Genomic DNA, 19914 nt, shown 5'->3' with positions numbered 1-19914 from the left:
ATGAGGAACAAGAGTCTTATCGAGGGTATTCGGAAGGACGTGCAAGAGAAAAGATTTCTCCGAGCGTCGCCCACTCCTCTCGTCCAAGCCGAGCGACCGGCCGCAGCGCCCGCGCATCGACGAGCCCATCCGGCGCGAGCAGCCCCTCGCGCAGATGAATGCGCAGAATACGCCCGAGGATGAGGGTGTAGGGCGTATCGACGACGGGAATAATTTGGGTGACGCGGCATTCCATCGCTGCGGGCGCGTCGCGCAGCCGGGGCGGGCGCACGAGGTCCGCTGGCACGACGGCGAGGCCGGCTACATCGAACTCGTCGACCTCGTATGTCCACTCTCCTGACGTGAGGTTAGCCGCTGTGGCGAGCGTTTCATCAACGAGGTGGACGACAAGTTCGCCCGTCTCGCGGGCGTTGCGCAGGGTGTCCTTCGCCGTGCCTCGCCGCTGACCGATCGAGAGCAGGAGCGTCGGCGGCGGGCCGCCGGCGGCGTTGAAGAACGAAAAAGGGGCGAGGTTGCGCGTTCCGTCTGCGCCGACTGACGAGACCCAGCCGATCGGCCGAGGGATGATGAGCGAAGTGAGCAAGCGCTGGGCATCATGCGGCGCCAGTTCATCAATGGTGAGCGTGATCAGCGCGGCCTCCAGGCAGTGGTGGGATGGTGATGGACAGACTGCTAGATGATAGGGCTGAAGCTGTCGCGATACTGCCGCCGTTCTCGCAGAAATCGGCGCTGCTGCCTCTTCGGCACCCCGTGGCGCTCCGTCGTCTCCGACGCGGTGCGCGGCACTCTCCCTCGATGGGGCGTGCGCTCCGGTCAGCGAACGACGGGAAGCTGCACCGGGGGCAGCGCTTCTTCGATCTGCGCGCGGTATGGCTCCAGCCACGGCGGCAGCATCAGCCGCGTTCCAAGCTGCTCTAGCGGCTCGTCCCGCGCGAACCCCGGCAGGTCGGTCGCAATCTCGAAGAGGACGCCGCCCGGCTCGTGAAAGTAGATCGAGCGGAAGTACTGCCGGTCGAGGATCGGCGTCACCGCGTGTCCGGCGGCGAGGAGCTGCTCGCGCCACGCAAGCGCTTCCTCATCGCTTGGCGTCCGCCACGCCACGTGGTGGATCTGGCCGACAGCGATCCGGCCTCGCGGCGCTTCCGGCGCGGCGACAATATCCAGCAGGGCGCCGGCGCCGCCGTGACCAGTCACGAAGCGCCAGCGCCTGCCGTCGCGCGCGCGCTCGCGGAATCCCAGCACCGCTTCGTAGAAGTCCGCCGCGGCATCGACCGAGCTGAGAGTTGCAGTCACGCCAGAGAGCTGGCGAATGGCGACCTCGGTCGGGATCGGGCCGACCGGCCAGACAGGATGCGCTGCGGCATGGTCGCTCGCCACGATCTCAATTTCCAGCCCATCAGGGTCGAGCAATCGGAGAAGCATCTCGCCGAACCGCTCCTCCTCGCCCACAACGGCGATGCCATGCGTCTCGAGGCGGCGCTTCCAAAACGGGAGCGAGCCGTGCGGTGCGGCGAATGCGATGCTGGTGAGCTGGCCTGCGCCGCGCCGGCCGCGCGCCGCGTCCGGCCACGCAAAGAAGGTGATGATCGAGCCGGGAGTGCCTTCGGCATCGCCGAAATAGAGATGATAGACCTGCGGCGCATCGAAGTTGACAGTCTTCTTGACGAAGCGCAGCCCGAGCGTTCCAGCGTAGAAGTCGATCGCGCGCTGGGGGTCGCCGCAGAGCGCAGTGACATGGTGGATTCCAGTCAGCACGCGGGGCATCGTTCGCTCCTTTCAGGGGAAGAGGCAAAGAGTGGGCCGGCCCCTACCGCGCACCGGCGCCTATCTCCTCGCTGCCCGCCCTGAGAGAACCAGAACGTCGCCGAACCTGTCAACCACAGCGGCGAGGGGTCAGCGGCGGGCGGCAAGTGGCGCGGCCGGCTTACCGGCGAGCGCAGGGGCGGGACCGCGTTGGCGCGCTTCGTCGGCGCGCAGCTGTCCGCATCCGGCAAAGATATCGATCCCCCGCTCGACGCGAACCGTGGTCGGGATGCGGGCAGCGCGCAGGATGCGCTGAAACTCGGCGATCCGCTCGGCGGACGGGCGGGCGTAGGGACCAGCAGGCGTCGGATTGACCGGGATCAGATTGACGTGACAGGGAAGGCCGGCGAGCCGGCGCGCCAGCTCTCGGGCGAGCGCAGGATGGTCGTTGGTCTCGGCGAGCAGAGCGTACTCGAACGTGATACGCCGGCCGCTCTTCTCAACGAAGCGGCGACAGGCGGCGAGCAGGTCCGCGAGGGGGTAGCGCCGGTTGAGAGGGACGAGCTGGTTGCGCAAAGCGTCGTTCGGGGCATGGAGCGACACTGCCAGACGCACGGGCGGCGTTCGCTCAGCGATCGCCTCGATCCCCGGGATGATGCCGACCGTCGAGAGCGTGATATGGCGCGCTCCGATCCCGAGGCCGTCCGGATCGTGAAACCATTCGATGGCGCGCCAGACGGCCTCCAAGTTCAGCAGCGGTTCGCCTTGGCCCATGAGGACAATATTGGTGACGCGTTCTCCGGCAGGCCGAAGCAGCGCATTCAGAGCGAGGACTTGGGCGACGATCTCGCCCGCCGTCAGATTGCGCACGAACCCTGCCTGCCCGGTGGCGCAGAAGGGGCAGCCGACCGCGCAGCCGACTTGGCTCGAGACGCAGGCAGTGAGCCGGCCGCGCGCGCTGTCGGTCGGGTCATACCGCATGAGCACCGTCTCGACGCTGCTGGTCGCTTCGCTGCGCGGCAGGCGCGCTGCGCTGGAGGAGACCGCGAAAAGGAACTTGCGGGTCCATCCATCGGCCGACTCGACTGCGCGGATCATCTCGAGCGGGAGCACGCGGTACCGCTCCGCGAACGCCTCCCGCACGCGGCGCGGGAGGTCGGTCATGGCGGCGAAATCGACGACGCTCTCCTTAAAGATCCAGCGGCGCACCTGCTTAAGCCGGTACGCAGGTTCACCGAGCGTGGCGAGCTCGGCCAGCAACTGGGTGTCGGGCGTATCAAGCAGATCGCGAAGTGTCATCCCCCAAGAATACCAGACCTTCTTGGTGTCGGGGCTGCCCGCTTCCGGCTCTATAATGGGCAGTGACCCGCCAATCGCCGCGCAAGGATGGAGCGCCCGCCGGTGGAGCGTACGAACGGACCGGTTCTCCTGCTCGCCCTAGACTCCGATCGCCGCGCCCAGCTTGAGGCAGCGCTCTACCGTCTCGGCGAAGTCGTCGCTGCCGATGACGAGCCGCTGATTGACGTGATCGTGGCGGCGGCTGCAGCGGAGGACGACCTCGATCGCCTGTGTCGCCGGCACGCTCGCCGTCCGCCGGCAGTTGTCTGGGTCGGCCCGGGGGCGCCCCCGCAGCGTCCCGCAACGGTGCCGATCCGCCCCTCCGCCGAGCCCGAGGCGCTGGAGAGCGCGCTCCGTCTCGCGCTTCGTGCCGCCCGCGCTGAGCGCGACCTTGCGCTGCTCCACGCCCACGCGACCGTGGTCGCGCAAATTCGTCGCGAGATCCTGAACGCGGCGCCGAGCGAGACGGCGCTCCGGCGGGTCGCCGAGGCCGCCGTTGCTTTGACGCGTTCGACGGCGGCGGCAGCAGTGCTGGCGCGCGGCGACCACGGCGCGCCGATGGTGGTCGGTCTTGCTGGCGATCTCCCTGAATGGTCGGGGTGCCTCGCTGCTGACTATGCTGCCCCCGCTCTCTTGGCGCTCGCCGGGCCCTGCACGCGCCAGGCGGTCGGCGCGGAGTGGGACCAGACGGTCGCGGCACTGGGCCTGCCCGAGCCGTGGCGGATCTTCCGAGCGGCAATCTCGCTGCCGCTGACCGCCGGAGAGCGCTCTCTCGGCGCGTTCGCGGTCTGGCGGACGGAGGAACGATCCTTCGATGCCGTTGACCAGCAGATCCTCGGCGAACTGACAGCGCTGGCCGCGCTCGCTCTCATGACCAGCCGCCGGTCGGAAGGGGACGACCGGCTGAACGGAGAAGCTGCAGCGCTGCGCGAACAGATGAGCGATGCGGTGCTGCTGCTCGACACCGACCAGCGGGTAGTCGACGCCAACGCCGCGTATGAGCAGCTGTACGGCGTCCGGCGCAGCGAGATCGTGGGGCGGCTTGTCGAGGAGCTGCCGGTGCGCTACTTCGACGAGACAGGCGCCCCCATCGCCGGCGTCGTGCCTTCCGGGCCGGCCTATCAGTTTGAGTGCGGCGAACGGCGCGGCTGGGTGTCCGTCAGCAGCACGCCCCTTCGCGACGGCGAAGGGCGGGTCGTCGGAATCCTTTCGGTGCAGCGCGAGGTGACGGCGCTGTACGAGGCGGCACGCCTGCGGCTGCGGAATGAAGCGCTCCGCGCCCTAGAGCACCTCGCCGCGGGCGTCGCTCATGATCTCAACAATGCCCTCGCGCTCATCCTCGGCAGCAGCGAGATCGCCTACAACGAGGTGCGCGGTGAAACCCCTCGCCTCGCCGACCTCGAAGAGACGATCCTTGCCATCCGTCAAGCGGCCCTCGATGCCGCGAACATGACGCGCCGTCTCGCCGATTTTGCGCGTGAGCGGCCGACGGCCGAGCTGAGCGCGGTTGATCTTGCCGAACTGCTGCGCGAGGTCGCTTCGGTGACGCGGCCGCGCTGGCTGAATGACGCCCGGCGGCGCGGGATCACGATTGCGCTGGAAGTACATACCGAAACGCTTCCCCCGGTTGCGGCAGACCCCAGCGAACTGCGCGATGCGCTGATCAATCTCATCTTCAACGCGGTCGATGCGCTGCCGACCGGGGGGCGCATCGTTCTCTCTGCAGCGCGCGACGGCAATGTCGCGGTCATTCGCGTCGTCGACACCGGCGTGGGAATGACCGAGGCCGTGCGGCAGCGCATCTTCGAACCGTATTTCACGACCAAAGGCGAGCGTGGCAGCGGGCTCGGGATGACGATGGTGTATGCGGTGGTGAAGCGCCATCGGGGCGAGATTGCGGTCGAGAGCGAACTGGGGCGGGGAACAACTGTCACCATCCGGCTGCCTTTTAGCGCGTCGGCGCCGGACGACCCGCGCTCTCCGGTGGAGGACGACCGGCGGGGACGGATTCTCGTCCTCGACGATGAGCCGGGCATCGCCGCGATGATGGCGCGGATGCTCGGGCGAGACGGCCATACCGTCCGCTTCTTCACCGTGCCTGACGAGGCGATCGCCGCAATCGAGCGCGAGCGGTTCGACGTCGTGGTGACGGACCTAGGCATGCCCGGCTTCGACGGCTGGGATGTTGCGGCGGCGGCGAAGCGGCGCGACCCCTCAACGCGGGTTGTGCTGGTGACCGGCTGGGGAAGCGACCTCGACCGTGATGCTCCCTCCCGCGTGGCGATCGACGCCGTCTTGCCGAAGCCCTTCCCGTTTCAGCGGCTGCGCGAGATTGTCCGTTCCCTGCTCGGAGGCGGGCCGTGATCCTCCGCCCGGTCCCCGACCTCCTGCTGCCGGTCTTGCTGGCGATCGGCGAAGTGACGTGGCTGTCGCTCTGGTTTCGCCTCGTCGCGCATGGGCCGAATGAGGAGCCGCTAGTGCCGCTCGGGCTGCTGGTCCTGACGGCGGTGACCGCTGCGCTCCTGATGCGCTGGGCGTCGCGCGCGGTCTGGTCGCTGCGCCGCCTGCGCTGGACGACAATCAGCGCGGGGGTGGCGATGGCGCTCGCGGTGGTGACGCTCGCTTTCGGCCCCGACTGGCTGGCGACGCTCGGCCCGTTTATCCGCGACCCGCTGTTTGCTTGGCCGCCAGCCGTTCTCGCGCTGGTTATGGCGGGCATCACGTGGTGGCGCGGTCAGGGGATCGGAGACCGCCCGATCGACACGCTCGAGGCCGAGGAGCGGTTTCGAACGGGAGCGATCGCGCTCGTTCTCCTCGCCATTGCTGCCCCGATCGCAACGAATGTGACCGATGTCTCGACGGTGATCGCTGACCTGCCGGGCGCCTCCCTGCTGTTCTTCACCACCGGCCTGACAACGCTTGCCATCGCCCGGCTGCGGGCGCTGCAAGCGCGCGGGCCTCGAACGCGGCGCACCGCACCGCGCTGGGCGTTGACAACCGCGGCCACGATCGGGCTGGTGATCGTCACGGGATTGACGGTGATCGCGGTCATTCCTGAGCCGCTCGGCGGCCTTGGCCGCGTTCTCGCTCCGCTCATTCCCTTCCTGCGCATTCTCGACCCGATTTTCCTCGCGATTTTGCTGCCGATTGCGCTGCTGCTGGAGCGGATCTTCGTCCTGTTTGGGCGGTTCCTGAGCCGGTTCAGTTTTGCCGAGATCTTTCAGAACCTTGAGCAGACGCCGCCTGAAGAGATGGAGGAGCGGCTGCGCAATATCCTGGAAATCGATCTCATCATGCTCGGTGAGTGGCTGATTTTCCTCGCGCTGCTTGCTCTGGTGGCGGCGATCGTTTGGCGGTCTTATCGGAAGCGCGTTCGCCGGAAGGAGGACGAGCGGACAGAGGAGCGCGACAGTGTCTGGTCGTGGCGCGAGTTTTTCGCCGGGCTCTGGGCGTGGCTGGTGCGTCTCAGGCGCCGGCTGCGGCCACCGGCGGGGGCGAGCGTCTCGCGCAGTGAGCCGCCGGTCGCGGAAGAGGCGCGCTCGATCCGGGCGATCTATCGGGCCTACCTGCGCGCTGGCGCGGCTATCGGCCTGCCGCGGCGGCCGGAGCAGACCCCGCTCGAATATCTGAACGCCATTGCTCCCAAGCTCGGGGAGGGGGAGCCGTTCGCGGCAGCTATCACCGCAGGCTATCACCGCGCCCGCTATGCGGAACAGCCGCCGGCCGAGGCCGACGTTCGCGAGGTCCAAGCCGCATGGGAGGCGCTGCGGTCCCGGCTTCTGCCGCCGGCGGGTTCCTGAGATGAGAGCGGATTCGCCCGGCGTCCGCTACCATTGCTGGGCGAACTGAGGTCTTTCCGAAGAGCGGCCAACGCGCCCAAGGAGAGGTGCTCCGGTGCTTGAGCGCAATCGCTGGCTCCAAGCGCTCATCATCATGCTGGTCTTCATCGCCGCGATCTATCTCGGCGGAATGCTGTGGCAGCTATTTCTCCGCTTCAGCGACATCATTCTCACCTTCTTTATGGCGTGGCTCGTTGCCTACACCCTGAACCCCGTGGCGGACTTTCTGGTCCGGCAGCGTCTTCCTCGTCTGCTGGCGATTATGCTGGTCTATCTCTTCTTGCTTGTGGCGGTGATCACGGTCGGCCTCGTGATTGTGCCCCCGCTGGCGACCCAGACAGTCCAGCTCGGCCGGTCGATCCCCGGCTGGGTGAACGAGTGGCCGCGCTACGCCGAACTTGTTCAAGGCTTCCTCAACGAGCGCGGGATCGATCTTCGGCTGGGCGCGCTGTTGACGGAGAGCGCTCTCCTGCAGCGCGCAGAACAGCTGGGCACCGCGCTCGCTCAAAACGCTCTCGGCATTGCGCAAGGGGTGGCCGCGTTCATTTTCAACACCGTGATTGTCATTATCTTGTCGCTCTACTTCATGATCGACGGGGAGCGGTTCTCGCGCCTGTTCATCGACATCTTGCCGGCAAGCTGGGAAGACGAGGCGCGCTATCTCCTCGCAGCGATCGACAAGACCTTCGGCGGTTTCATGCGCGGCCTGCTCATCCAGACGGCGGTCTATGCGGTCGGCACAGGGATTGTGATGACGATCGCCGGATTGCCGTTCGTTCTTGTGGTCTCGCTTTTCGCCGGGGCGATGATGGTCATCCCCTTTATCGGCTCGGTGGTGGCGATGATCCCGCCGGTCATCCTCGCTGCGCTCACCGGTGACTGGCTGCGCGTTCTGCTCGTCTTTGCTGGTTTGCTGGTGCTCCAGCAGGTGGTGCTGAACGTAATCTCACCGAAGGTGATGTCGGATACGGTTGGGATGCATCCCCTGCTCATCTTCTTCGCCGTGCTGCTCGGCACGAAAGAAGCGGGGATCTGGGGCGCGATCTTCGGCGTGCCGATCGTCGGAGTGGTCTATTCGATGGTGGTGCAGCTCTATCGCCAGCGGCGAAAGCAGCTGGCGAATGCAACCAAGGAACAGAAAGAACTTCCGCTCACTGCGGTGGTATCGGGAGAGGTTCGGTCATGAGGCTCCGCAAGGCGGTGGTGCTGGCGGCTGGCTGGGGGACGCGCTTTCTGCCGGCGACGAAGGCGCAGCCAAAAGAGATGCTTCCGTTGGTCGACAAGCCAATCATTCAATACGTCGTCGAGGAGCTGGTCGCTTCGGGCATCGAGCAGATCGTCATTGTCACGGCACTCGGCAAGCGGGCGATCGAAGACCATTTCGACCGCTCCTTTGAACTGGAGGCGGCGCTTGAGAAGAAAGGCGACCTCCGGCTGCTCAATCTGGTGCGCGGGATTAGCGACCTCGCTCGGATCTACTACGTGCGACAGAAGGAGCAGCTTGGCGTCGGGCATGCTGTCCTGACAACGGAGGACATTGTCGGCAATGAGCCGTTTGCGCTGTGCTTTCCGGACGACGTGATTGACGCGGCGACCCCGGCGATGGCGCAGATGATGGAGGTTTACAACCGCTATCGGTGCTCGGTGATCGCGGTTGAAGAGGTGCCGCCTAGTGAGGTGCATAAGTACGGCGTCATCGAAGGGCATCCTGTCGGCGAGCGCGTCTCCCAGGTGCGGAATTTGATCGAGAAGCCCGACCCCGCCGAAGCGCCGTCAAACTTGGCCATTGTCGGCCGGTACATCCTCACGCCGGAAATCTTCGACGCTATTCGCTCGACCCGGCCCGGCAAGCTGGGCGAGATCCAGATTACCGACGCCTTGAGGATCCTGCTCGAGCGCCAGGCGATCTACGCCTTCCAGTTTGAAGGGGCGCGCTACGATACGGGAACACCGCTCGGCTTCTTGAAGGCCTCGGTTGAGATGGCGCTCCGCCGGCCAGACATTGGGCCAGAGTTCCGCGCCTATCTCGAAAGCATCGATCTCGCGAACGGCCGGCGCAAAGCCGCCCCGAAGCAGGCTGACGAGGAAGCGCTTGCCGAAACGGCGCCATAACTCGTCAGGACAGCTATTCTGACCGCCGGTAGGTGCCGAGCACGCGCAGCAGCGTTGCGGTTTCGGCAAGCTGGGCAAGCGCGCGCTGGCCCGGTCCCTCGTCAGCGCTCCCCGCGAAATCCATATAGAAGACGTATTCCCAGGGACGCCCCTTGAGAGGACGCGACTCGATCTTCGAAAGGTCGATGTCGCGCAGCGCAAAAGCGGCCATCGCGCGGAACAGCGCGCCCGGGTTATTCGGCACCGAGAAGACGATCGAGGTTTTGAGCGGCCCTGCCGTCTCGCCTGGCGGCTGGGGATCGCGAGCGAGCAGCAAAAAGCGCGTGTAATTCTCTGGGTTGTCTTCGATCCCTTCCTCGAGCACGTCCAGCCCGTAAAACTCAGCGGCCCGCCGGCTGGCGATCGCTGCAGCGTCGGTGCGCCCTTCCTCTGCCAAGGCTTTGACCGCTCCTGCCGTGTCGTAGAACGGCACGGTCTCGACCCCGAGCTGCGCTAGGTAGCCTTCGCACTGAGCGAGCGCTTGCCAGTGGCTGTAGACGCGCCGGACATCTTCCTTGCGCACTCCCGGCATCGCGATCAGGCAATGGCGCACCCGGAAGTTCAGCTCCCCAACGATATGGAGGGTGTGCCGAAGCAGCAGGTCATAGTTTTGATGGACGCTGCCGCCAAGCGAGTTTTCGATCGGGATGACGCCGCGCTGGCAGTCGCCGCTCTCGACGGCAGCGAAGACGGCCTCGAAGCTCGGGCAGGCGACCGGCTCGATCTGGGGACCGAGCAGTTCGAACGCTGCCGCCTCGCTGTACGCTCCGCGCTCTCCTTGGAATGCGACGCGCATTGCTCCCTCCGGTCCGCGCTGATCGAAGTGTACCGGTTCGGCCGGCGGATGGAGGCGCTATACTGGCACGCTGCCGTCGGCAGAACGGCCCGGAGGAGCTGCGTGTTTCGACGGATTGGGGTCCGGGGGGAAGCCGCCGAGGTCTATCGCGACTCGATCTATCAGTTCATCCAGCAGCGCCGCCCTATGGTGGCATGTTTCTTGACGACAACCCAGCGGAGCGGCCAGCCAGTCACCCGCCAAGTCGGCGCTTTTCTCGACGGATGGCGCGTCGGCACCATCACCGAGCCGGAGAGCGTGAAGGTGGCGCACATCCGGCGCAACCCGCTTGTCAGCTATCTCTGGGTGGAGTTGACCCCTGCTGAGCGCGGGCCGGCGCGTAATGTCCTCCTCCTCGGCGAATGCACGATCGACGACGACCCGGAGCGCGTGTACGACTTTCTCGTCCGGCGCGCTGCTGCGCGGGGCTGGCCGGCGCCAGAGCGGCGCACCGACCGCTGGCTGCTCTGGACGACGCCTCGCCTCGTGCGTGCCGAGGGGTGGGTCGGCGGCGAGACGCCGGCGATCCTGACCACCTTCCCGCTTGACGGAGAGGGAGGGAAAGCGGCGGCGGTCTAGCGCAGGTAGGTCAGGGGGTTGACGCGTACCCCGCGCAGGAGCAATTCAAAGTGGATGTGAGGGCCGGTCGTAATGCCGGTGAGGCCGACGGTGCCGATCGCCTGGCCTTTTGCTACCCAGTCGCCTTTGCTGACATACAGCCGGTTCAGGTGGGCGTAGCGGGAGACCAGCCCATTGCCGTGATCGATATCCACGACTGTGCCGTAGCCGCCGTTCCAACCGCTGGCAGCAACAATCACTGTGCCGCTTTCAATGGCGAAAACCCCCTGGCCGAGCGGTGCGGCAATATCTAAGGCAGGGTGGTAAGCAGAGTAGGATTGCGTGATCCGGCCCTCGGTCGGCCACCCGAGGCGAAAGCCGCGGGGCGCCGCAGCCGCCGCTTCTCCTCCGGTCGTTCCCGTGCTTGCGGCCGCGCTCGCGACGGCGACGACTGGCGCCGGCGGCCGCGGGCGAATGCCGAAGGGGAACATGATCAGTTGGCCGACGATCAGCTCGTCGGGGTTGTCGATCCGGTTGAGCGGATAGTCGAGCACCGCTTGGACACTGACGCCGTAGCGCGCTGCCAGTTGGGGCAGCGTGTCGCCCGGCTCGACGGTATGCAGCACGCCTGTGATCGGCGGAATGCGCAGGACGTCCCCCGGCCGGATCAGGTCTGGGTTGGCGATCTGATTAGCCCAGATCACGGTCTCGGTTGAGACGCCGAGACGGTTGGCGATGTGCGAGACCGTATCGCCCGGCTGGACGACGTAGTCGACGATCGTCGTTCGCTCTGAGAGCCCAGGACCGAGAAAAGGATGAGCCGTGAGATAGCTTGCCCGACTGCTCGGGAAGAATGGCTCGAACACCCAGCTGCGCAGTCCGCCATCGCTGCCGGCGCGCCGCTCAACAAGGCCGGCAGCGGCGACGGCGAGCACGATCAGGCCGACGAGAAGGTGGGTGAGATGGCGCGGAAGGAGAGAAACGACAAGCTGGGTGCCAGCCGCCGGGTGCTCCACCCGGACGACATCCTGCCACTCACTGAGCGCCCGCGCCACCACGAGGGCGCGCCGTCCTGACTGAGAAAGGCGCAGCGCGCGCGATGCTTGCACGGGGGCATTATGCAGGCAGGCAGCCTTAGAGAGCAAGTGACCAAGCGGACGCTAGGAGCGAGTGGCCTCCCAGACGAGGTGACGCAGCTCCGGCAGGATCAGGCGGTCGAGGGCCAGCGTGACCGCGTTCGGAGAGCCGGGAAGCGAGAAGAGGAGCGTCTTGCCGAGCACGCCTGCCGTGGCGCGGGAGAGCATCGCTGCCGGTCCGATCTCCTGATACGACAGCATTCGGAACAGCTCGCCGAAGCCTGGCAACCGCTTTTCGAGCAGGCGATCGACCGCTTCGAACGTCGAGTCGCGCTTGGCAATGCCGGTGCCGCCATTAATGATGATGACCTGACAGCCGGCCTCGGCAAAGCGGCGGATTAGCGCCGCAATCGCCGTCGCCTCATCGCGCTCGACAGCATACTGCGCGACGTGGTGACCAGCAGCGGCCAGCTTCTCGCGGATGATCGTGCCGGAGATATCGGTCTCTGGGGTGCGGGTGTCGCTGGCGGTGATCACGCCGCAGCGTAAGGACGCCGGCACTTCCTCCGCGGCCCGCGCGTGATGCTCCGGGTAGCCCAGCTCAGTCATGGTCGTCCATCCCAAGATGGTGGTGTCCCAACTGAACAAAATCGACGCTGCCGCGGTCGGTCGTCCGCGGTGGGTCGGGCAGCGAGGCGGCGTCGGCGACAGGCGTGACCGCGATCCGCCAGATCTCCTGCACCGGCCGGAAGCCCGCGTTGGCATAGAACGCCTTGGCGCGTTCGTTCGATGTGGTGACATAGAGCTGAATGCGGTCCAAATTGCGTGCCGCCGCCCAGCGGTACGCCTCTTCCAGAAAGCGCTGGGCGAGGCCGCTGCCCCGCTGCTCCGGCACGACATAAATTGCAACCAGTTCTGCCCAGCGGCGGTAGCGGAAGAGCGGCGAGTCGAGATGCTGCTCCATCAGCAGCAGTCCGACTGCCCGCGGACCATCCCACGCGAGCAGCCAGAGCACTGACGGGGTCCCCACCGTGCGCACGAAATGGTCGTAGAGCAATTCCCGCCAGTTCTCGGCGAGGGAGAACAGTTCATCGAGTTCGGCATTGTGGGCGTGGAGGGCGCCGAAGAGGTCGGCGACCTCGTCGAAATCGCCGCGCTGCGCTTCGGCGATCCGAATCCGGCCATGAGGCGGGTAGAGGGGGCTGAGGTGGTTCATTGTGCTCGGATGATGGTGCAGTCGTCAGCACGATACGGCGTTCATCCCCTTGCTGTCCAGTGGGTAAGGTCTGTGCCGGTCGGTTCTTGGCAGGCGGCGGCGGCGCGCTCTGACGAAGGTCACGTTCGATCCCGCAATCGGTCGGACGTCTCGGCCTCCGTCGCCGGCAGTGCGGCGGGGAGCGGGCGCGGCTTGTCCGGCAGCAGGGGAACGAGGGCGATGAGCGCGAGGGCGCCGATGCCGGCGAGGTGAAAGACGAGGATCAGGCCCTCGGCTTGAGTAGCGGCGAGCGAGACCACCAGCAGCGACAGCGTTGTGCCCAGCACGTTGCCGAGCACGTTGAAGGCGCCCCGCATTCCCGCGATCGCCGTCACTTTATCGGGCAGGAGGTCCATCCCGACGCTGTTGGAGGCAGGCAGCACGAAGCCCAGCCCGACCCCGGCGATGGCAAGCAGCATCGCCACCGCCACGGGTTCAGGAATGGGGCTGCCCACCAGCACGGCGCTCCTTGGCGCTTGGGCGACGAGGATTGTGCTCATGGCAACCAACGCGAAGCCGATAGCGATCGGGAGCCGAAAGCCGAGGCGGGGCAGCAGAAACGAGACGACTGCCGAGATGATGATCGTCAGGAGCGCCCGTGGGGTGACGAGGAGGCCAATCTGACTGGGGAAATAGCCATAGGCGCGCGTGAGAAAGAGCGGGACCAGCCCAAAAATGGCGAAGATGAACGCCGCAATGCCGAAGCTGATCAGGTTGGCTGCGAGGAAGGGACGCTTCCCCAGAATGGCAACGTCGAGGATCGGATTGGCGGCGTGCCGTTCCCAGAGGATCAGAAGGGCAAAGAGGGCGATCCCGCTCGCCACTAATCCCGCCGACGGCAGTTCCCGCCATGCGGTTGCCGTGGTGGTGGCGAGGGTGAGGCCGGTCATGATGCAGAGGGTGCCTAGTCCCAGCAGGAGCGCGCCCGGAACATCGACCGCGCCGGTGCGGCGCGGCGGCCGCGCACCGCGCAGCAGCCACGCGCCGAGCGCGATCGCCGCCAGACAGATCGGGATGTTCATCAGGAAGATCGCGCGCCACCCAGCGAGCGAGACGAGCAGCCCGCCAACATTGGGGCCGACGATCCCCCCGAGAGGGTAGAAGCTGGTCAGCAGCCCGATCATGCGGGCACGGTTTTCAACGAAGCGATCGCTCACTATGCCGGCGGCCAGCGGCATAAAGGCGCCGCCACCCACTCCCTCGAGCGCGCGGAAGAGGATCAGCTGCTCGACGGAGGTCGAGAGCGCGCAGCCGAGCGAGCCGACCAGAAAGATCGAGACGGCGCCGACAAACGCGGCCTGCTGGCCGACCCGCTCAACGACCCGCCCGACGAGGGGCAGCGTGATGCCGAGGGTGAGCGAAAAGGCGGTAAGCACCCACCCCACCCAGGCGACGCTCGTTTGGAATTCATCGGCGATAGCGGGAAAGGCAACGATGACCGCCGTCCCATCGACGGCTGCCATAATCGAGGTCGAGGCGGCGATGACAAAGAGCAGGACATCGGCGCGGCGCGTCAGTATTGCCAGGTCTGCAGGCCCTTCGTGTGAAAGCTGAACTCGACAATCCGGCCGCCCGCTGCTTCGAGGGCTTCTGCCACCCGGTGCCGCTGCTCGTAGGGACAGTAGAACAGGAGATAGCCGCCGCCGCCGGCGCCGAGCACCTTGCCCCCGTAGGCGCCCGCCCCGCGACCGACCTCGTACAACTCCTCGATCACCGGCGTCGAGATGCCGCTCGCCAGCCGGCGCTTGTTCAGCCATGTCTCATGGAGCAGAACGCCCATTTCATCCAGCTTGCCCCGCAGGAGCGCGTTCTTCATCTCGGTCGTCAATTCCTTCAGCCGATGAAGAGAAGCGAGCACCTCGGCATCTTCGCGCTCATAGTTGTCGATCTGGCGAGCGAGGATGTTGCCGGAGAGATGGGTCTGGCCGGTGTAGCACAGCAGGAGCCGGCATTCCAACTCGTTCATAATCTCGTCGGAGATGCGCAGCGGGTTGACCACCGTCTTGTCGCCGTAGAACTCGATCAGATTGAAGCCGCCAAACGCCGAGGCGTACTGATCCTGCAAGCCGCCCTTGATCCGGAGGTCGCGCCGTTCGATCTCGACAGCGTGCTCGGCGACTTCATAGATCGAGAGGGGCATCCGAAGGAACTCCTTCAGGACCCCAATGAGGGCGACAATCATCGCCGAGCTGCTGCCAAGGCCGGTCCCCGGCGGGGCGTCTGAGCGCAGGAAGAGATCAAGTCCCCGCTTTCCGCCCATGTAGCGGATCACCGCCTTGACGAGATCGAGTTCGCCGTCGAAGAACAGGTCGTCATCGACGTGGTAGCGCGCAACGATGTCGTAGTCGAGCGACTGGATCGTCAAAACATTATCGTCGCGCGGGGTAAGCGAGGCGTGGGCGTAGCTGTTGATCGTCGCGACGAGGACAAGCCCGCCGTAGCGCTCAGGATAGGGAGGAACGTCGGTGCCTCCACCGCAAAAACTGATCCGGAGCGGGGCTTTAGCCCGATAGTGCATCAGCGACGTCCGCGCAGATCTCGCAGCCGATTGCTCCCTTGGCTGAGCGGTGGGAGTATACCGAGGCAGCCCGGCGTCATTCAACTCTTCTCGCGATGGATGCGCTCTCTGCGGCGCGAGCGTCGGCTTGAAGGGAGCGCGCGCTCGGCGTACGATCGCGCCATGATCAGCCGCGGGGTGATTGAGCCGCCGCCCTGTCCGGACTGCGGGCAGCCGATGGTCGAGGTCCAGCCGAAGCCCGTGAAGTGGCACTGCCCGCGGGATGCTTGGTACTGCCGGCTCGAGCAAGGGTTTATCGCGAAGCAGGTGCTCAGCCGGCGCGAGCGCTACACGTTTGAGGGTGGCGAAGTCGGAACCCAGTTTCGCCACAAACCGATCCGGACGAACCCGAGCTTGCGCTATCTCTTCTACAAACATCCCGCGCCGGAGCCAGCGTCATTCCGACCCCTGCCCGCTTCGTCCCCCGACGGCGCAGGAGGAGAGAAGGGCGGCGAATGCCCGAACTCTACCAAGAAGTGATCGTGACGGCGCCGGTGGACGAGGTCTACCCGGTTGTCGCGGAGGTCGAGAAGTATCCCGAGTTCCTGCCGGATGTAAAGACCGTCCGGCGCGAGGGCGATCTCGTTGAGATGACAGTCCAGGCGGGGCCGCTCGAACTGACCTGGGTGCACCACGCGACGTTTGTCGACAACCGGGAGATTCGGCTCACCCTCGTCCGCGGCCCCTTTCGCCGCCTCGATGGCTGCTGGACGTTCACGCCGGTTGAGGGAGGCACGCGCGTCAGCTACCGAACGGTCTGGGATCTCGACCTGCCGCTCCCGGGCGCCTCGCTTCTGGTCGCGCGCGCGCTCAAGGCGAACATCGACGGGACGATCCGTGCCTTCGCAAGACGGATCCGCGACCTGCGCCGGGCGCGGCGTCAACCCGCCGCACCCGACGGGCGGACTGACGGTTAGCCGGTTGCGACCGCTTCGCGGGCCGGCTCAGCCGCGTTCTCAATCTGCTTCAGCCGCACTTCGACCATCTCGCCGTGACACTCGGTCACGTCGATCTCGATGCCGAGATAGGCGGCATAGCCTTTCCACGTTGGGACGCACCACAGGTGGTGGACATCCTCGATCGTCATGTCGTACTGCCCGATGCGCCGCCCTTGCTCAAGGACCAGCTTGAAGGGGCAGGGAAAGCGCCGCACACCCGGCTCCACCTCGGTGTACTTGACGAGCTGGTAGTGGCAAGCGGTGCGGTCGAACATTCCCACAAGGCCAAGCTCAGGGTCGCCTGCCTTCTCCATCACCATCTTGACGCGCTTGAGCACCGGCTCTAGGGTCTTGACCTGATGCTCCTGCATCTCCTTGATCAGACCGTGGTTCTTGCAGAACTGGATATGCGTGAGCGTGGACTTGACGAGCGCATCGTTAAATTCATGAGGATACGGCGAGCGGTCCGAGAGCGTTCGGACGAGCGCTCGGACCGCCATGCCCAGCTCCTCCTCCCGGCCCTCGAGCCCAGTCGGAGGCGGGACGAATGGGTGACGCTTCTGCTCAGCTTCCACGATGATCCCCCACTGCATCGACAGTTGCTTTCTCGACGCTCCCCGAGCATTGGGAACGCTTATCGGTCACTATAGTGCATACCGCACACTGCGTCGAGTCATCAGCCTTCCCCGCGGCGATTTCCCCGGCGGCGTCCGTTTGGCAGCGAGCAGCCAGACGCGGTAGGATGGACGCCGTCGGAGGAAGAGCTGGATCGCTTCGATGAGCGGTGGCTTGAACGCCGGCGCCGGGCGCGCCGGGCGCGGCGTGCCGCGGAGCGGCGGATTGCGGCGCTTGTCTCCGCGCTGGCGCTGCTCTCCTGTCTCTGCAGCGTCGGGCTGGGCGCCGTTGCGGTCGCTCCTCTCCGCAGCGCCGCTGCCCTTGCTGGCAGGCCGCCGCTCGCATCGCCGGCGGCCAATGCCGCGGCGCCCAGCCCGACACCGAACCTTATCCTCGGACCCTCGGCCGCTCCAACGGCGCCTCTCGCGTCGCCGACGGTCCCAGCGACGCGGACGATCACGCCGCTCCCGCCCAGCCCGACACCGCCGCCGGCGACGCGGACGAGCGCGCCGCCCTCCCCGAGCCCGACGCGATCGCCGTCAGCGAGCCCGACAGCGCCCTCGCTCAGCCCGACGCCGGCGCTGCCTCTGGCTCCGCCCTCGCCTACAGCCCCGCCGGTTCTGCCCTCGCCCACTGCGGCGCCGCCTGCGCCCGCTCCGCTGCCCACCCAAGCGCCCGTCGGCACCGTGGTTTCGGTCGACCCGGCGTGGCGCGCGGCGGTGCCCCGCGTTGTCCTCGCTCGCGGCCGCGACGGCCGCCCCCTCGACCCCTCGACGTGGGGGTCGGGCGTGGTGGTCGGGCAGCGGCTCGCGGTGACGGCGTTTCATGTCGTGGCGCTCGGCACCGAGTTCCGCCTTGAGTTTCCGGGCGGGCCGGCGATCGAGGCGCGGCTGGCTGCTGCCTATCCGCAGTCGGATATCGCCTTTCTCGCCGCTGCGGTCGACCTGCCGGCTGCGCCGCGGTCGCTCGTTCTCACGCCCCCTCCGCCGGGCGCGCTCTGCTACGTTGTCGGCTACCGACTGGGATATCCGGACCCGCCCGCTGCGCGCACGGCGACGCTCGCGCGGATCGGGGGGCCGCTCTTCCTGTATCAGCCGTATGGAGTGCGTGCGTATCCAACGTTGATGGTCGACTCGTCAGCGGGGGGCGGCGATTCTGGCGGGGCGCTCTTCGATAGCCAGGGCGGGCTCCTCGGCGTCGTCGTCGGCGGCAGCGACGACCTCGCCACGGGCAAGCGCCTGACCCATGTCGTCCCCGCTGCGCTCATCCACGCGGCAATGGCCCCCTAGGGCGGCTTCCACGAGCGGCTGCAGCGTCTCGATGCAGCGAGCAAGCCAGCGCGCGCATTGTTCCAGACGGCGGTCGTCGAGGGGAGTGAGCGGCAGAACGGTGTGCACCCGGCCCCAAGTCGAGGTCCACGCTTCGAGATCGCACGCCGGCCCGAGCATCTCGCGCACCTCGAGGGCATGCTCGGCGATCCTCTCCAGAATGCGGGCATTCGTCGCCGCGTCGGCCTCCAGATGGAGACCGAGTTCGATCAAATCGGCAGTTGTCCGCAGCCAAATCTCGTAGTGGAGCCGGGGAGTGCCGTAGCTCAGTTGGACCAGCCCCCACCGTTTGCGCGTGCGGAAGTCGCGCAGCGCGGGGGGAAGAGCGCGGCGGACGGCGTCCGGCACGCGCTCTAAGAAGCGGTCGCGCGTGTAGGTCGAAGGCGCAGCGGCGAGCGACGGCCGGCGCGGCATTGCGGAGCCGATCGCGGACTGGAAGGAGGAGCCCGCGGGAAGCGCTGAGAAAATGCTCACGGCAGGAGAGTGTACGTGATAGCAGAGGGGCGCTACCGGCTATACTCGAACGGCGGGCCCGTAGCTCAACGGCAGAGCATCCGGCTCATAACCGGCGGGTTTCAGGTTCGAATCCTGACGGGCCCACCTCACTCGCCTGTTAGCAGCGCGACGGCACGCTCGAGAACCGTCGGGGCGCATCCTTCCGCCGCGATCAGCCGCCGGACGCGGTCAAGCCGCTCAGAGCTGAGGACGAGGCGCGATCGGTCCGCTCGCAGCACCGCTTCCCCAAGGGGGGTCAAAGTGAGCTGTGCGGCAGGGCCCCACGGAAACGCGCTCTCTGCTGGACCAGGCGCGGCGGGAGGAGCGGCTGGCTCGACGCGATAGAGTGGGGCGATGGGGCGCGGTGCGCACGATTGGCCGTCCGCGGGAGCGGCCACCGCGCGATAGCCGGCAATCGTCACCGGAACGCCCATCCTGGTCTCCCCGATCGTCCTAGGACGATCGTCCTCCTCATCCTACCGTACTTGCCTGCCTGGTGTCTAGGGGTTGCTCAGCAGTCGTGGCCGACCGCGGCGCTTGTCGGCCGGCAGGAGTCAGTCGCACCCCTTGACCGACTGCTTACCTCGTTTTTACAGCCGAAGAACAAATTTCACGGGCCGCTTATAGAGTGTTGGTATGCTTCATAACGCAGGCCGATCAGCGCTGTTCGGCAGTCCGACCGCAGCGCGCGCAGTGGGGCGAAGAAGGTTCAACGTCGAGCCAACGCCGTGAGCCGAGGCGCCGTTTTTGGGCGCGTCGTTCGCGGCGTGTTTGGTTCTTGGCGGTCCGGCAGTGCGGCTCCCTGGCGCGTCAGCCGTCGAAGCGGACGCGGCGGCGGAGCCACGCCTCGAGCGTATCGGCAGCCTCCTCGAGGGCGGCAGGGAGATTGACGATCTGGTCGGCGAATTCGAGGAGGTCAGCGGTGAGGCGGAAGCCGTTGATTGCGATGAAGAGATCGCCGGCGACAAGGGCAAGGCGCCGATTGCCGTTCGGAAACGGCTGGAGGCAGACGATCCCTGCGACAAGGAGGGCGGCTTGGCGAATGAGGTCGGCGTTATCGTACTGGGCGGCGAGCGCCGGCCGCGCGACAAGGGCGTCGAGCCGGTCGGCATCGACGTCGCTGCTGCCGCCGAGCCGCCGCTGCAGCGCCACGAGTTCGTCTGCCGACAGATAGCGGTATCCCATG

General features: G+C 66.6%; 20 protein-coding genes and 1 tRNA gene. 9 read left to right on the top strand and 12 right to left on the bottom strand.

Annotated elements, in window-relative coordinates:
- Nucleotides 1-16: 16 nt before the first annotated feature.
- The 3 genes from NZ773_13790 to rlmN form a co-directional block, all read right to left on the bottom strand.
- Nucleotides 17-583 (bottom strand): flavin reductase family protein, encoded by a 567-nt coding sequence (locus NZ773_13790; protein MCS6802996.1) that lies wholly within the window; start codon nt 581-583, stop codon nt 17-19.
- Nucleotides 584-813: 230 nt separating this feature from the next.
- Nucleotides 814-1764, bottom strand: coding sequence for a ring-cleaving dioxygenase (locus NZ773_13785; GenBank protein ID MCS6802995.1), 951 nt, complete (start codon nt 1762-1764; stop codon nt 814-816).
- A gap of 129 nt (nt 1765-1893) precedes the next feature.
- Nucleotides 1894-3042 carry a 23S rRNA (adenine(2503)-C(2))-methyltransferase RlmN gene (gene rlmN / locus NZ773_13780; protein MCS6802994.1) on the bottom strand — a complete coding sequence of 383 codons (1149 nt, stop codon included), beginning with the start codon at nt 3040-3042 and terminating at the stop codon, nt 1894-1896.
- Nucleotides 3043-3144: 102 nt separating this feature from the next.
- On the opposite strand from rlmN, the gene NZ773_13775 reads away from it, so the two are divergent.
- The 4 genes from NZ773_13775 to galU all read left to right on the top strand — a co-directional run bounded on the left by NZ773_13775 (nt 3145) and on the right by galU (nt 9032).
- Nucleotides 3145-5445, top strand: coding sequence for an ATP-binding protein (locus tag NZ773_13775; protein ID MCS6802993.1), 2301 nt, complete (start codon nt 3145-3147; stop codon nt 5443-5445).
- Nucleotides 5442-6881 (top strand): DUF4129 domain-containing protein, encoded by a 1440-nt coding sequence (locus NZ773_13770; GenBank protein ID MCS6802992.1) that lies wholly within the window; start codon nt 5442-5444, stop codon nt 6879-6881. The genes NZ773_13775 and NZ773_13770 overlap by 4 nt, the downstream gene beginning before the upstream one ends.
- A 94-nt stretch (nt 6882-6975) precedes the next feature.
- A complete protein-coding gene (locus NZ773_13765; GenBank protein MCS6802991.1) occupies nt 6976-8106 on the top strand; it encodes an AI-2E family transporter in 1131 nt (376 codons plus the stop codon).
- Nucleotides 8103-9032 carry a UTP--glucose-1-phosphate uridylyltransferase GalU gene (galU, locus tag NZ773_13760; GenBank protein MCS6802990.1) on the top strand — a complete coding sequence of 310 codons (930 nt, stop codon included), beginning with the start codon at nt 8103-8105 and terminating at the stop codon, nt 9030-9032. The genes NZ773_13765 and galU overlap by 4 nt, the downstream gene beginning before the upstream one ends.
- Before the next feature lie 13 nt (nt 9033-9045).
- Here the strand turns inward: galU and pheA are convergent, their stop codons facing one another.
- A complete protein-coding gene (pheA, locus tag NZ773_13755) occupies nt 9046-9867 on the bottom strand; it encodes a prephenate dehydratase (protein ID MCS6802989.1) in 822 nt (273 codons plus the stop codon).
- A gap of 102 nt (nt 9868-9969) precedes the next feature.
- On the opposite strand from pheA, the gene NZ773_13750 reads away from it, so the two are divergent.
- Nucleotides 9970-10485, top strand: coding sequence for a pyridoxamine 5'-phosphate oxidase family protein (locus tag NZ773_13750; protein MCS6802988.1), 516 nt, complete (start codon nt 9970-9972; stop codon nt 10483-10485).
- Here NZ773_13750 and NZ773_13745 read toward each other — a convergent pair.
- The 5 genes from NZ773_13745 to NZ773_13725 form a co-directional block, all read right to left on the bottom strand.
- Nucleotides 10482-11573: a M23 family metallopeptidase gene (locus tag NZ773_13745; protein MCS6802987.1), complete on the bottom strand. Its 1092-nt coding sequence runs from the start codon at nt 11571-11573 to the stop codon at nt 10482-10484. The two genes, NZ773_13750 and NZ773_13745, sit on opposite strands and share 4 nt — an antisense overlap.
- A gap of 51 nt (nt 11574-11624) precedes the next feature.
- The gene (locus NZ773_13740) at nt 11625-12149 is read right to left on the bottom strand and encodes a molybdenum cofactor biosynthesis protein MoaB (protein MCS6802986.1); all 525 of its coding nucleotides are present in this window, start codon (nt 12147-12149) and stop codon (nt 11625-11627) included.
- Entirely contained in the window at nt 12142-12756 is a 615-nt protein-coding gene (locus NZ773_13735; GenBank protein ID MCS6802985.1) for a GNAT family N-acetyltransferase, read from the bottom strand. The genes NZ773_13740 and NZ773_13735 overlap by 8 nt, the downstream gene beginning before the upstream one ends.
- A 119-nt stretch (nt 12757-12875) precedes the next feature.
- A complete protein-coding gene (locus NZ773_13730) occupies nt 12876-14258 on the bottom strand; it encodes an MFS transporter (protein MCS6802984.1) in 1383 nt (460 codons plus the stop codon).
- 50 nt (nt 14259-14308) lie between these two features.
- On the bottom strand, nt 14309-15313 hold the full coding sequence (locus NZ773_13725; protein MCS6802983.1) for a GHMP kinase: 1005 nt from the start codon (nt 15311-15313) through the stop codon (nt 14309-14311).
- Between the two features lie 162 nt (nt 15314-15475).
- Between NZ773_13725 and NZ773_13720 the strand changes: the two genes are divergently transcribed.
- The gene (locus tag NZ773_13720) at nt 15476-15832 is read left to right on the top strand and encodes a hypothetical protein (GenBank protein MCS6802982.1); all 357 of its coding nucleotides are present in this window, start codon (nt 15476-15478) and stop codon (nt 15830-15832) included.
- Nucleotides 15808-16269, top strand: a complete 462-nt coding sequence (locus tag NZ773_13715; protein ID MCS6802981.1) for an SRPBCC family protein — start codon at nt 15808-15810, stop codon at nt 16267-16269. Before NZ773_13720 ends, NZ773_13715 begins: the two co-directional genes overlap by 25 nt.
- On the opposite strand, the gene NZ773_13710 is transcribed toward NZ773_13715, so the two are convergent.
- On the bottom strand, nt 16266-16883 hold the full coding sequence (locus NZ773_13710; GenBank protein MCS6802980.1) for a hypothetical protein: 618 nt from the start codon (nt 16881-16883) through the stop codon (nt 16266-16268). The genes NZ773_13715 and NZ773_13710 overlap by 4 nt on opposite strands.
- Nucleotides 16884-17591: 708 nt before the next feature.
- On the opposite strand from NZ773_13710, the gene NZ773_13705 reads away from it, so the two are divergent.
- Together NZ773_13705 and NZ773_13700 are read left to right on the top strand one after the other, a co-directional pair.
- Nucleotides 17592-18194 carry a serine protease gene (locus NZ773_13705; GenBank protein MCS6802979.1) on the top strand — a complete coding sequence of 201 codons (603 nt, stop codon included), beginning with the start codon at nt 17592-17594 and terminating at the stop codon, nt 18192-18194.
- A 567-nt stretch (nt 18195-18761) separates the two neighbouring features.
- Nucleotides 18762-18833 (top strand) — tRNA-Ile (locus tag NZ773_13700).
- Between the two features lie 2 nt (nt 18834-18835).
- On the opposite strand, the gene NZ773_13695 is transcribed toward NZ773_13700, so the two are convergent.
- Complete coding sequence (locus NZ773_13695) at nt 18836-19162, bottom strand: hypothetical protein (GenBank protein ID MCS6802978.1); 327 nt, start codon at nt 19160-19162, stop codon at nt 18836-18838.
- A 376-nt stretch (nt 19163-19538) separates the two neighbouring features.
- On the bottom strand, nt 19539-19913 hold the full coding sequence (locus NZ773_13690; GenBank protein MCS6802977.1) for a Fic family protein: 375 nt from the start codon (nt 19911-19913) through the stop codon (nt 19539-19541).
- Nucleotide 19914 lies beyond the last annotated feature (1 nt).

The organism is Dehalococcoidia bacterium (assembly GCA_025054935.1).
Lineage (GTDB): Bacteria > Chloroflexota > Dehalococcoidia > SpSt-223 > SpSt-223 > JANWZD01.
This window is presented reverse-complemented; position numbering and strand designations above follow the sequence as displayed.